11 protein-coding genes are annotated in these 12,468 nt (G+C 41.6%); 4 read left to right on the forward strand and 7 right to left on the reverse strand.

What is annotated here, in order from left to right:
* Positions 1 to 303 precede the first annotated feature (303 nt).
* Positions 304 to 2,472 carry a D-arabinono-1,4-lactone oxidase gene (locus Q8W40_RS26995; protein ID WP_305401964.1) on the reverse strand — a complete coding sequence of 723 codons (2,169 nt, stop codon included), beginning with the start codon at positions 2,470 to 2,472 and terminating at the stop codon, positions 304 to 306.
* Positions 2,473 to 3,195: 723 nt separating this feature from the next.
* On the opposite strand from Q8W40_RS26995, the gene Q8W40_RS27000 reads away from it, so the two are divergent.
* Entirely contained in the window at positions 3,196 to 4,158 is a 963-nt protein-coding gene (locus tag Q8W40_RS27000; RefSeq protein WP_305401965.1) for a transposase, read from the forward strand.
* Positions 4,159 to 4,376: 218 nt separating this feature from the next.
* Here Q8W40_RS27000 and Q8W40_RS27005 read toward each other — a convergent pair whose 3' ends face one another.
* The 4 genes from Q8W40_RS27005 to Q8W40_RS27020 all read right to left on the reverse strand — a co-directional run bounded on the left by Q8W40_RS27005 (position 4,377) and on the right by Q8W40_RS27020 (position 7,883).
* Entirely contained in the window at positions 4,377 to 4,556 is a 180-nt protein-coding gene (locus tag Q8W40_RS27005; protein WP_305401966.1) for a hypothetical protein, read from the reverse strand.
* A gap of 430 nt (positions 4,557 to 4,986) precedes the next feature.
* Positions 4,987 to 5,247, reverse strand: a complete 261-nt coding sequence (locus tag Q8W40_RS27010) for a DUF5062 family protein (RefSeq protein ID WP_305401967.1) — start codon at positions 5,245 to 5,247, stop codon at positions 4,987 to 4,989.
* A 198-nt stretch (positions 5,248 to 5,445) separates the two neighbouring features.
* The gene (locus Q8W40_RS27015) at positions 5,446 to 5,799 is read right to left on the reverse strand and encodes a GFA family protein (protein WP_305401968.1); all 354 of its coding nucleotides are present in this window, start codon (positions 5,797 to 5,799) and stop codon (positions 5,446 to 5,448) included.
* A gap of 230 nt (positions 5,800 to 6,029) precedes the next feature.
* Positions 6,030 to 7,883 (reverse strand): 5'-nucleotidase C-terminal domain-containing protein, encoded by a 1,854-nt coding sequence (locus tag Q8W40_RS27020; protein ID WP_305401969.1) that lies wholly within the window; start codon positions 7,881 to 7,883, stop codon positions 6,030 to 6,032.
* Between the two features lie 551 nt (positions 7,884 to 8,434).
* On the opposite strand from Q8W40_RS27020, the gene Q8W40_RS27025 reads away from it, so the two are divergent.
* Positions 8,435 to 8,986: a hypothetical protein gene (locus Q8W40_RS27025; protein WP_305401970.1), complete on the forward strand. Its 552-nt coding sequence runs from the start codon at positions 8,435 to 8,437 to the stop codon at positions 8,984 to 8,986.
* A gap of 143 nt (positions 8,987 to 9,129) precedes the next feature.
* Here Q8W40_RS27025 and Q8W40_RS27030 read toward each other — a convergent pair whose 3' ends face one another.
* Positions 9,130 to 9,498 (reverse strand): VOC family protein, encoded by a 369-nt coding sequence (locus Q8W40_RS27030; protein WP_305401971.1) that lies wholly within the window; start codon positions 9,496 to 9,498, stop codon positions 9,130 to 9,132.
* A 211-nt stretch (positions 9,499 to 9,709) separates the two neighbouring features.
* Positions 9,710 to 10,525 (reverse strand): AraC family transcriptional regulator, encoded by an 816-nt coding sequence (locus tag Q8W40_RS27035; RefSeq protein ID WP_305401972.1) that lies wholly within the window; start codon positions 10,523 to 10,525, stop codon positions 9,710 to 9,712.
* Between the two features lie 259 nt (positions 10,526 to 10,784).
* Here Q8W40_RS27035 and Q8W40_RS27040 point away from each other — a divergent pair, with 259 nt between their 5' ends.
* Positions 10,785 to 11,309, forward strand: coding sequence for a DUF6795 domain-containing protein (locus Q8W40_RS27040; RefSeq protein WP_305401973.1), 525 nt, complete (start codon positions 10,785 to 10,787; stop codon positions 11,307 to 11,309).
* Positions 11,309 to 12,451: a lipase family protein gene (locus tag Q8W40_RS27045; protein WP_305401974.1), complete on the forward strand. Its 1,143-nt coding sequence runs from the start codon at positions 11,309 to 11,311 to the stop codon at positions 12,449 to 12,451. The genes Q8W40_RS27040 and Q8W40_RS27045 overlap by 1 nt, the downstream gene beginning before the upstream one ends.
* Positions 12,452 to 12,468: the final 17 nt, after the last annotated feature.

Below are 12,468 nucleotides of genomic sequence, written 5' to 3' on the forward strand. Positions count from 1 at the left end.
AGGTTCATCTGGTGATACAGACGGTTCACTCATAAAGCGGTGAACAACGCTTCATACGACTTCAGGTCGCACGGACAAAAATGAGTTACAGCACACCTGTAAAATCTAAAGGGACAGACAATATTACCCTCCTGCCTGTCCCTGTTATATCTCTTACCTCTGAATCGAAATCTGGCGTTGGAAGTCATGGTTTCTTGTTCATGTCCCCAGATTGCCGCTTCAGAAAGATCACTCAGCTCTAATACGGGCTCAAGTTAACCTTATCTAATAAGTTTTCAGCCAGATTTCGACCGTGAAGACCGGCTACCAGTCTTTCGGGTAGGTGAAGTTCGGGTACTTTATGCCAATAGACTTCGCGAATTTATTGGCAAACATACCATTAGGATCAACTTGACCAATTTTTTCACTGTATCGGTTTAGGTAGTCCCCATAAGACTTGTTGTCACGCTGAAGCTCAAATATCCACGAATTGTTCGAATGAGTATTTTTACCCCAATGCGCTCTTGCACCATACTTCGTGACTAGCATATTCATGGCTTCTTCATACGGTGACATATACTGGTTGAAATCTTCTGGTGGTAATCCTGCTGGGACAAAAATGGGGAATTCAATGTGCATTGCAGTTGTACCGTTAGTAAACCCATTACCGGCACCGGTGTAAGCCATAAGCGCAGCGTCTTCAATTTTAGAGAAACGAAGGAAAATACCAATCAAAGGAACAGGCATATTGCGATTGGCATTGTTAAGGCCATTCGCCCACTTACGAATATCCTCGATAGCGGCTTGAGCATTCTCTTCTGGGACGGCCACTTCCCAATCCATTTGGCGCATTTCACGACCAACATTATCGATCAGTTTGCTGGATGTAATACGGTGTGTTGGACCCACTGCATTAGTAGTGTATCGGAGTTCGCCATTAACCGTTTTTACTAGTGGCGGGGTGATGTGCCAACCCGTTTTACGCAAGTACGCCATGCTTTGGTGGGTATCAATGGAAGGCTCTGCTCCACCAATCTGGAACGCCTGCATAGTTTCCTCAATACTAAGGGCCGATGTGTCAACATAAGGGAAAATTAGGCGGTTGTTCGCGTTTTTTTCCGCTTCTAATGTCGTTGTTTTACCGCAAGTTCTCAAGTACTGCTTTAGGCTGGGGAACCAATTATATTGTCCATAATCGCACTCTTTTATGTCTGCAATCACACTGCCTTTTTTATTCTCTTCAAACAGCTCTTTTTCATCGTGAAATGTGATTTTCACATGAGTATTGGTCGCTGGTTGAACTTCTAATTTTAAGCGAGTGATGATGCCGAAATATCCCATATGGGTTAACAGAGATTTCCAAAGATCGGGATCGGTTTCTCCTGTTGTTCCTCGACTATATGTTTTGAGCTTGCCATCAGCGCCTACAATGTCCATTGATACAACAGAATGACTAAGAATATTTCGATTAATTGGAGAGCTACCATGCGCTGAGGTTCCAATCGCACCAGCGACTGAAGCATGACGCCAGCCTAGGTGTACGTACCCTAGCCCTTTACCTCGCTCGTATAACCACTCACCTAGCTCATGTAGATTGGTTCCAGAAGCAACATTAACCACCTCTATCCCCTCGAACATTTCCAGCGCCATACCAAGTTCAGCTTGGGAGTGATCAAATTTATTCATGATCATTGTAATGCCATCAGTACAAATAATTCCCGATGCAGAACCCGCAGTATTATTTTTGGTTTGCCCACTGGAGACTTTGATTCTAATGCCATTACGTTTAGCAAGAGCTACAATAGATTGAATTTCTTCTACGCTGGTTGGGTGATAGACAGATTGCAATGATGATTCGTCACATAACACCATAAAGTTAAACGAAGCCTGAGCATACTCGCCGCAATCTGAAGGGCAGCTTTCGGCGGTTTCATTTCCATTACAAATCAAATCTGAGCAGGTTGCCATCAAAGAAACACCAGGAAGGTGCTGATTCTTTTTCACTGTTTTTTTTACATGACTAAGTTTTGAGGCAATGCTAAGTAAAGGGTCGGTAATTTTTTCAAAATTGTTTTCTTTGCCACAAAATTCGCCAAATTGATTCGCGGTACACACTAAAATATAAATGGCGCCCACTTCCATCTTAAAGTCAGAAGGGAACTCATGAACCAGTACATCGCCATCTTTCTTAGCCTCTATTTTTGCTAAAGTTGGGGCAAGTGCTAAACCTAATTTATTTTTCAGAACATCTCCCCAATACACATTGTAATGGGTGATATTCGATTCATCAGATGCTGGCCAAATTTCTATTCCTTCTAATAACCGTACAGGCATGATAGAAGCAGGGTTTTTATCTGCTGTGAATGTTACTCGCACTTTTTGAGCCGATTCTGTTGGCGTTTTAGGTGGGCTCGTAAAAGCATAAGAACTGGGTATGAAAAAAACTGCCGCTAGCAGGAAAATGATCATTTTAACTTTGTCTAAAAACTTCATAGAAACACTCGCTATATAGATGTAATAACCCACGAGACACACCTTAATAAAAGGTGAAACATATTTGTCTCGTTTAACGGTTTAAAAAGCGATGCTTAAGGTCTGCATACTTGTCGGTTAAATATTGTTTGAATTACAACAAAAGCCCTCTATAAATATAAGCACACCCTAATTAAACCCGCTTTTTACAACTTGAATATCTGTAGCTTTTGTAGAGATTTTTTTAATTGGATATACATCTTAACTAATAGGGTTGTCACCCGTTGTATTCACTCAAGCAGCTAAGTTTTATCAGCTAAGACCACTTTAAAAGGTATAAATCGCATACAGTTATTATCAAGCTATACACTGATACAATCTTTTAGATATTGAATTCAATTATCTAATGTCAGATTTAGAATCAATGTCTAATAGTATTAATGTCAATATATCCATCAAACGATAAAGAAAGTCATGGACAGGATCTTAAAATCCTTAAGTTCAGATAATAAATGTGAAACTGTACATGTAATCAGCTCCTAGAAAATCCAATGTAAAAAGGGAAATTGATTCTAAGGACCCCGAAACAGAACAATAACGGGGACACTCACTCTAAGAAAACACGAAACCCATCAATTACAGTGACTTGCGCCTAAATCCACAAAGGCCGCACTCGCCCGTTTTCCGCTATGAAGCTTTCGCGTATGGTGAACCCTCTTCTGTCTAAAGAGAGCTCCGTTAACCATGACCAAAGCCCGTGCTCAGTTAATCAGCCTAGAAGCAACACCCTATTATCATTGTGTATCACGCTGTGTTCGGCGCTCATTCTTATGCGGTTACGATTCGCAGCAAAACCGGTGTTTTGAACACCGTCGAGGATGGATTGAAGAGCGATTGCTGAAACTGGCACACGTGTTTTGTATCGACGTATGCGCCTACGCTATTATGAGTAACCATTACCATGTTGTTCTTCATGTCAACCAAGAAGATGCGCAGTCTCTGTCTGACCAAGACATTTGTGAAAGATGGCTGAGTTTTCACAACCCACCATTGCTGATTCAAAAGTGGTTAAAACAAGAAGCTCTATCTGAAGCCGAATTACTAAAACTTCATGACATTATTGGTACTTGGCGTGAGAGGTTGTCTAGCATCAGTTGGTTTATGCGTTTACTGAACCAGTACATAGCCACTCAAGCCAACAAAGAAGACGGTTGCACAGGGCATTTTTGGGAAGGGCGATTTAAAAGCCAGGCGCTTCTCGACGAATCAGCCCTCACCGCCGCCATGGCTTATGTCGACTTAAATCCGGTTAGAGCCAACATCGCAGACAGCCCCGAAACGTCAGAATACACTTCCGTGAAAGCTAGAATTGAAGCTCTCAAAGAGAATAACGTCTCCTCCCCTTGTTTATACCCGTTCGTAGGTAACCCTCGAAAAGACATACCACAAGGTATCCCTTTTAGATTGATGGATTATTTGGAATTGGTCGACTGGACTGGTAGGCAAATTCGCGATGACAAACGGGGAAATATCGCTAACATTCTCCCCCCTATCCTTAATCGATTAGGCATTAGCCAAGAAACGTGGCTAAACGCCTGCACTCAGCTGGAAAGAGGAAATGTGATTGGTAAGGAGCATTCGATAAAACACGCGCTGCCAGCGCTAAAACGAAAGCGAGTGTCTGGCTTTCGGCTCCCTGATAGCTAATCGCAAGAACTAGCTCATCTACTCCAATATTCACTCAAAGCATACTTTGGCAACTTCGTTTACTTAAAAAACGTGAAAAGTGATTGAAATGGAGCGTATTTACCAAAATCTAATCTAACAAGCCAAGTGATTTTTTCAGGTATCGATGTTTATGCTGGTTTTATAAAATCGACTTGGCTATTTCTAAACTTCCTGTCCTTATTTTTCTCTGTTTGTATTTAACACCGTCCCTTTTTTGCCTGACCTGGAGGGCAAAACTTGCCTTCTGGTTGTTCTGACTTGGGCTGCTCCTTAGTTCCAACTTTAATTTCAACGTCATCGACTTCACCTTCAACACGTGTCAACTGACACCCGTTTAACAAGAAAGCAATAAAAACTAACGAAATTATACCTTTCATATAAGCTCCATATAAAACCAATAAGACAAGATACTGATATCTGTTTTTATTATGTACAAGTGTTGTCCTTAATTTGTCCCATCTCTTAAAATTGATACACGCCTGCCGTAATCTTCAACTGTCTGTCCCTTTTAGTTCACTGCCATTTAGTTCAAGTTCTCCCTTTCAACTGTCTGTCCCATTTAGTTCACCCAACTGTCTGTCCCATTTAGTTCATTAGTTGTAAGTTCAACCTATGAAGAAAGGATCTTAAGACCCTAAAATCCAGATAATAAATGTGGAACTGGACGTGTAATCACCTCCTAGATAATCCAATATAAAAAAGGAAATAGATTATTAGAAACCCGAAACAGAGCACTTCTAAACAACACATACCAAGATCAAAAAGGCGAACCACTTGGTTCGCCTTGTTACTTTTTCATCATGATTTTTATTTTAGAGGGTCGTTGTCTGGCAACGCGCTATGAATCCAAAGTGCCAGCCGGTGTTTGATGTTTGCGCCGTCGAGCTTACTTTCTGGTAATGGTGTGATTTGCTTGGCATCGACCAAGAATAGGTAAATCGCTTTTACTCTTACGGGTTGTGGTGATTGAGGAAGATCAAAGCCTTGCATTTTTGCCATCTTCCCAGCAATCTCAAGTGCCTTTTTAACCAGTTTATCTTCATTATGAAGCTTGGAGCTTTTTGCCATTGATAGAGTCCTCTTCTTCGCTTGGGCTTAGAATACATTAAGCGCCACAAACAGCGTGTTAGTAAGCTCTCATATTGACAACATTTCGCTACTTTCCCAAGTAAAATCGAGAGAGAAACGCAATTTAAAAAAACACTTTGATTGGATCCACTAAGTGATTGTTGAAAAGCTACTTTAAACTGGTTGACTGCCGATTCATTATAGCTCGTCCCTGCCATTAAACTGAGTTATATCTAGCTCTCGGGGTTCAATGGCGTCTAAACAGCCTAAGTTCACTCTGAACACCTCTGGATCATAGGACGTGTCGTGGAAAGGGTAAATACCGCAAACGTTACAAAAGTAGTGATTAACATCATGATCGCCCCAGCGATAAACGCTTAGCTGTTCTTTGCCACTAATGAGTGAAAATTCCTCCTTGCCAAAACTTTTTTTGGACATAATGGCATTCTTTCGGATACAGACCGAACAGTTACATTGAAGTGCTTCGATGATTTCAGATGTCTGAATTTCAAACTGTATGGCTTTGCAGTGACAACTACCCTGATACTTCATTTTGTTGCTCCTTTGTTAAAAACAATCATAACTGTATATATAAACAGTATTCGGGTAAAGCTATTATCTTCACACAAATCGTAAGATGAGCATTAGACGATGTTTTACATGAAAGTGAGTTGAAATCGTTTTAACTAGAAGAATGAAGGAGAAATCAATGAGGTTGGGTTTAAGAAAGGTGGTTAATTAAAGCCGACCAAGCTAGTTAACTTGACCGGCTTTGCTAGCAATTATTTTGCTTTTGGAGTGAATATCTGAGTACTGCGATCTTCGTCAGCAACAGGTTTGATTTTCTCTCCGTTCGCCGTTAGGCCACGAACATAATCGATGAAGGTTTCAGTGTAGAGCTTCAACGTATCTTCGTACTTAGACTTATCTGCCGAGATTTCACCAAAGGCTAGGTATCCATCTTTACCACCAGCGATGTAGTTGTTCGTTACCACAACCAGCTCTCTGTCGTCACTTAGCGTAGACCAAGTACCATCACCCTTCGCTTTTACTTCGAAGTTATGAACACGCTGACCAGCAGGTCGGTTGAAGTCCACGTCGTATCGAATACCAGCAGAATATGGGTATGCACCGTCAGAACCGTCTGCGCTGTTGTCTACAAACTCTAGGTACGCTTTGTCTACCGCTTGGTTAAGGACTTTCTTAACCTGAGCACCCGTCATCGTTAGGTTGACCATGGTGTTGTTGAACGGAAGTACTTTCGTTGCACCAGCAACGGTGAACTTACCTTGAGTGATGTTTGCACGAGCACCACCACCGTTCTGGATAGCAACATCTGCACGCTTCGTTTCTGCAAGGAACGCTTGTGCGACTAAGTCAGCAACTTGAGAACCGTGTTTAATAGTGTGAGTGTCACAGCCGTCTGCTCCGTTGTGCTTTTGTTGACCAGGAACACGCTCGTAACACAGTAGCTCTGTTGACTGAGCGATTTCTTTGTCTTTCAACTCATCCAATTTTTTGGAGTAAGAAGACAGCGTTTTTTGAGTTGCTGCATCTGGCGTAACCTGAACTAGGTTTGGTTGAGCGTTGATGTCTGCAACGATGGCTTCAAGCTCTGCACCCGTCACTGGCTGACGTTTACCGTTTGAGTCTTTACGCTTAAAGTCTTTACCCATTAGTAGGTGAGGAGTACCAGAACAAGACGCGACTTTGTTGCCATCAAACGAAACCGTTAGTTCACCCAAGATTTGGCTGTATTGCCAAGCTTGAGCGACACAAACTTGATCGCCGTCTTTGTTGGTTCTCAGTGTCGGGTAAGGACCGTCACTCTTAAGACCTACTGCGTCAAAGTCACCAAGCAACGTATGTGAGTCACCACCGATGATAACGTCGACGTCTGTTAACGCTTCTGCAAGTTGCAGGTCGTTTGAATATTGGTAGTGCGTTAGAAGAACGATCTTAGAGACGTCTTTTGACACTAACTCGTCAATATATTTCTGAGCGGTTTCCACTTCGTTCAAGAACTGTGTTGTTTCATCCGGGTTTGATGAGTTCATTGTTTTGTTAGCGATATCAATGCCAACAATACCGATTTTGTGGTCGCCGTATTGCTTGATCGTGTATGGCTTGAAGTAATCATTTGCCGAATTTTGAGCAAGTGGAGACACACCTTGCTTAGGAATAACGTTTGCAGCAAGTACTTCAGGAGGACAGTTGCCCGCATTTAACCAGTCAAGGAAACGCGCAAGGCCAGCATCACCGTCATCAAACTCGTGGTTACCAAGAGCGAAAGCATCGAAACACGCGTGGTTCATTAGAGCGGCATCAGCTTCCCCTTTGAACAGCGCGTAATATAGTGTCCCTGAGATGGCATCACCTGCGTGAAGTTTTAGCACGTTCTCGTTTGCTTCAGCACGTTCGTTCAGCGCTGTAACCAGTGCCGGGAAACCACCAACTTGAGCATACGTCGATTGACCTGCTAACTTGAGCTTTTGACGTGAAGGCTCTAAATGCGAGTGGTGATCGTTAACGTGTAATATGGTCAGATCGAATGGAGAAGGATCTGGCTTGGTTGTTGCACACCCTGAAGCTACCACTGCCGACAGGATGGCTAATGCCAATGGTTTAGTTTTCATTTGTCGTCCCTACAATTTGATTATTAAAAGACTGGCTTTTTTACAGCCCCTAATTATAGGTTTGCATCGAATGTTTTTTTGAACTTATGCGAGAATATTGAGAATAACGTCAAAAAATATTATTTTATTACAATATTATTGTGAGTTTTATCAACAAAGAAAGGTTAGAATGTTAACTAAAGGTTAATATAACCACTCAAAAGTGAGAGTTGCTTCCAAGAAAAGGTATTTCTAAGCCATTCCATAAAATGTCTAAGCCTTCCCTAAAAGAAGTGGACATCTAGACGGAATAAAGCCTGTACTCAGCTAATCAGATCGAGGTGGTTTCCTCAGCATTACCTCCCTTCACCATTCTTCAATAAAAAAGATCGTCAATTCAAACCAGCTTCACTGAAGTACTTATTGACTCATCAATAAGTTACGCGGTTTTGCGAGTCATTTATAAAATGTGGGCAAGCGATATTGTTGCTCTGATATCAGGTTGTTAGCTTGAAAACAGAACAATCCAGTAATGAGTATTGTTTCGCTTTAACTTAAAAGGAATTTTTGAAATGAATAAATTCGTTAAGCCGATGTCTATCGCCGCTTTGTCCCTGTTTGCATTTTCAGCCCAAGCAAACTTTGAGCTTCCAGGCTCTGCCTTTTTCCCAACAGAAGTGAATTGCCAGTTCACAAAAGATATCGCCATTGGCCAAGATGCCTACACAAAAGCCATCGACACGTCCATATTTTACGTTGGTGGAACTTGGGAAGTATTAGCACCTTTGTATAGACGAAACGATGGTTTGTACAAAGGTGACACGGTATGTAACGCGAATGATACGATTGGCATGTTGCTCGATACCTTCAAGGTAGACTTCGTAGCAGACCAAAACATGTCTGCGTTTGCAGAGCAATACAATCTAAGTTATGTCAGCGCTAAGAACAAAACCGAAGCGGTCTTTAAATTCAACCCTGAGCCGATTCCAGAGCAACCTTCTTGGCTTCCAGACGATCATGGCTTAGCGCAAGCGCATGCCGAGGATATGGCGGTAAAAGCCAATACAATCTTAAGCAACAGTAACGTTGAAAAAGTCGCCATTGACATTAAGTGGAACTTTTAGTTTTTCGGTCCCATTAGCTCTAACTCCAAGTATCGCCCAGATGTTTGGTTCAATGGGAATCAGTAAGGCTATTTCAGCTTAAATCAAACGTTAAAGGCGAACCGATTGGTTCGCCTTTTGTTGTTTTAACCATTCTTCAAAACTCAATTTGGGGAGTGCAGCCCTAACCTATTTCCTTCTGAATCATGGAAGATTGCAAAGTATCCACTGTCGTCCGCATGGGGTGATTTGGGCATAACGACTTTTCCACCGTTCACCTCTACTCTATCAAGAATACCTTGAAGGTCGTCTCCACCATTCAGGTAGATAGTGACACCCGTCGCCGAAGGTGCGGAACCTTCATCTTTTACGATAACACCAACAACTGCCTGCTCTTCATAAGGTAGTACGCCCATTTCCATGCCTGGCATTTCTACTTTTTCAATTTTAACGTCCAAAATAGCTTCATAAAATTCGATGGCGCGTGAAATGTCGGTCGCTGGAATTTCAAATATTGAAACGTAACTGTTCATACTTTCTCCCTTTTGATTCGTTACAGGTTGGTTATTCAATTCAACTCTATCTTCGCTATAACAAGCAGTGTTACCAAAAATGAGTATTGCGATGGTAAGAATAAATCGAAAATTAATTTTCTTCATGCTGCCCACATCTAAGAGTAGAAACGATGAAGGCAACATTAAACGGGTGATGGGAAGAAAAATTGTAAAAATACGACAAATTGATTCATTTATAGAATTGTGAAGATAGCGCCAGGTTTTCATGACCTAAAAACTCTTTTGGAGTAACGCCAGTGAACTCTTTGAAATCCTTAATAAAGTGCGCCTGATCGTAATAATCGTTTTTATAGGCAATATGAGTAAGGCTTTCACCTTCTTCATTGAGCAACATTTTTAAGGCGCTCTGCAATCGAATCAATTTACTAAGCTGCTTTGGGCTAACACCGACCTGTTTAACAAACGCTCTCTCTAATTGCCTTCTTTTTGATGGCTCTGTTTTCAGAATCTCACTAATCGATGTACTTCCGTTTGTTGATAAAAGCGTGTCTATTGTGGACGTAACAATGTTGTCGACCACCAGCCGATCACTGAGTTTGTTCAGAAGAAAGGATTCGACTATCTCAATTCTATCTTTTGTATCCGTTGCTTGGATGATCTGCTCTTCCAGCTTTTTTGCTGATTCTTTGTCAAACAACATATCTATTGGCGTTTCTTTGTTTGCCAATGTGCTGATCGGTGTACTCACAAAATTAGCGAAACCGTAAGGATAAAAGCTAATTGCAAATGAGTTTACATATCCTGTGGGTTCGACAAAAAAAGGCGTTGTGATCTGCCCTAGCACCATAGAGCGCGGCTGTATAATGAAATCATCTTCCGATGTATATCGCTTGATATCGTCCCCGAGTATGAACGCCATTTCTATTGCGCCATCAGGAACGATTCGCTGTCTTTGCTTGTCTGCTGTTGCAGGAACTTCCAAGGTCCAATAACGGCTAACGATCGACTCTAAATCTTGATGGGGCTGAAAAGTTTGATAGTCCATGATGAGTTATTCCTTTTATCAGCTTCGGAGGTGCCGGTTGGGGTTGCATTAAAAAGATAGACATGCGTTTGATTACCTATCTAAACAATGCCACAAAGCTACGATTCAATTTCAGCTTTTTCAATTTATATGATTGAAAATCACATACTTATCAATTGCGTATTTTTCCGAGTAGGCTCTAGCTAATTATAAGTGGAGTTTATTAAAGAGTATTCATTACTGTAAATTACAGCTCTCACTATTCAACGGTAAGGACAAAATGGCAAAGTTTTTGTTGAAAGGCTTGTTGCTTGTTTTAACCATATTACCCATTTTAGCTATTGCGGAGTCTGTTGATTTGTTTAAGAAAAGAATTGTGCACTTATGCCCAGAAATCAATGGTCGATTGATGGATGGGGATAAACCTCTTAGCGGTATCACTATCCAGAGAGGCGTTGCCTATGGTGAGCTTTATGAAGATGAAGTCATCACAGATGAAGATGGGTATTTTTCATTTCCTTTGCATGAATACGAGACAAGAAAGCCGCTCATTCCAATTGCTGAAACTAGAGTGGTCAGGTACTTATCAGCCAGAATCAATGACAAAGACGTGAAGATACTTTATTCGCCAATAAGCACTTTGAATCCAGTTGAAAGTATCACCCGTTCACTATCAAACGTGGTATGCGATATTAGAACCGATCTGGGCGTTTTTTCATTTAGTTATGACAATGGTGGGACGATATCTCAGGATTTATACAGTATTTGTCATCTTGAACACCTTGAATATAAGGGGAAACACTAATGACACCTCTATCACCTAAATGTGCACTAGACTTTGCAAGTAGCGCATATGATATTGAATTTACCACTCACCTATTCACCCCTACTAGCAGGTTAGAGAAAGATTTCAACTTCAATGGGGAACGCTTGGCTTTGCAGGCTAAAACTGGTGGAGGTATCAAAAGTCGTGTCTCAAATTTCGTCTTAGCTGCAGAAGGTAAAAGCAAGAAAAAGCATGACTCTAGTCTAGTTTTAGCATTTCGCGGCACCAATTTTGATTACGCTGCCGACATAATGTCAGATGCTAACGCTGCACTTAAAGGTAGCCCAAATGGCGCTATTGCTCATGCTGGTTTTGTAAATGTTTTCAATAGTATGAAAAACCAGCTAGCAAACTATATGTCTCAGTCTATTGGGAAAACAAAAGTTATTCATTGCGTCGGCCATAGCTTAGGAGGAGCGGTCGCTTCAGTTTGTGCCGATTGGTTGCGCGCTCACTATAAAGTTCAAGTATTTCTGTATACATTTGGCGCTCCAAGAGTAGGTATGAAAAGCTATGCTACCAAGTCTACTCACTCGAATGTGAAAATCTTCCGATGCACAAATGGGGCAGACCCAGTTCCCATGGTACCTTTATGGCCATTTTCTCACGCGCCCGTCGACAAACCAGAGTTTAGGCTCGATTCATCAAGCGGCGTAAACTTTGAATCCCATAAACTACTATCCGGGGTTGGTTATGTTAAAAACCTTCGTTCTGACAGTTGGGGTCATTTAAATCGCGCAGCAATTGCCAACCTAAATCGCCCTGTGCGTATGAAGTTTCACAATCGTCACCAGGTCACCTTCAGTCAACGCTGGTCAGATAAGATCGCATCAGCAATAATTACACTGTTGAAAGATGCTGGATACGGAGCATTAGTAACCGGACAAGGGATAATTGTTGCGAGTTTAACCTATTACGACCTACTCGCTAGAGCAATGGAAAAAGTCGCCAAGTCCTCACAAAAACTTGCTGAGCAGACTAAAGGGCTGTTAGGTCACATGCTTGTGTTTGCTGGAAAAGTAGTGAAAGAGGTAACCGATCTTTCTTATAAGTTTATTAAGTGGGTATTTGAAGTAACCGTTGCTAGGTTATATCGAGCAGTAAGACAAGCAATAGCCTAGGCTAAATCGGCTGAGGC

Source organism: Vibrio penaeicida, assembly GCF_030689305.1.
Classification (GTDB): Bacteria; Pseudomonadota; Gammaproteobacteria; order Enterobacterales; family Vibrionaceae; genus Vibrio; species Vibrio penaeicida_B.

Bases quoted from the DNA above. Each gene is read 5' to 3' on its own strand.
- Q8W40_RS26995 (WP_305401964.1), bottom strand. From the start codon at position 2,472: ATGAAGTTTTTAGACAAAGTTAAAATGATCATTTTCCTGCTAGCGGCA.
- Q8W40_RS27000 (WP_305401965.1), top strand. From the start codon at position 3,196: ATGACCAAAGCCCGTGCTCAGTTAATCAGCCTAGAAGCAACACCCTAT.
- Q8W40_RS27005 (WP_305401966.1), bottom strand. From the start codon at position 4,556: ATGAAAGGTATAATTTCGTTAGTTTTTATTGCTTTCTTGTTAAACGGG.
- Q8W40_RS27010 (WP_305401967.1), bottom strand. From the start codon at position 5,247: ATGGCAAAAAGCTCCAAGCTTCATAATGAAGATAAACTGGTTAAAAAG.
- Q8W40_RS27015 (WP_305401968.1), bottom strand. From the start codon at position 5,799: ATGAAGTATCAGGGTAGTTGTCACTGCAAAGCCATACAGTTTGAAATT.
- Q8W40_RS27020 (WP_305401969.1), bottom strand. From the start codon at position 7,883: ATGAAAACTAAACCATTGGCATTAGCCATCCTGTCGGCAGTGGTAGCT.
- Q8W40_RS27025 (WP_305401970.1), top strand. From the start codon at position 8,435: ATGAATAAATTCGTTAAGCCGATGTCTATCGCCGCTTTGTCCCTGTTT.
- Q8W40_RS27030 (WP_305401971.1), bottom strand. From the start codon at position 9,498: ATGAACAGTTACGTTTCAATATTTGAAATTCCAGCGACCGACATTTCA.
- Q8W40_RS27035 (WP_305401972.1), bottom strand. From the start codon at position 10,525: ATGGACTATCAAACTTTTCAGCCCCATCAAGATTTAGAGTCGATCGTT.
- Q8W40_RS27040 (WP_305401973.1), top strand. From the start codon at position 10,785: ATGGCAAAGTTTTTGTTGAAAGGCTTGTTGCTTGTTTTAACCATATTA.
- Q8W40_RS27045 (WP_305401974.1), top strand. From the start codon at position 11,309: ATGACACCTCTATCACCTAAATGTGCACTAGACTTTGCAAGTAGCGCA.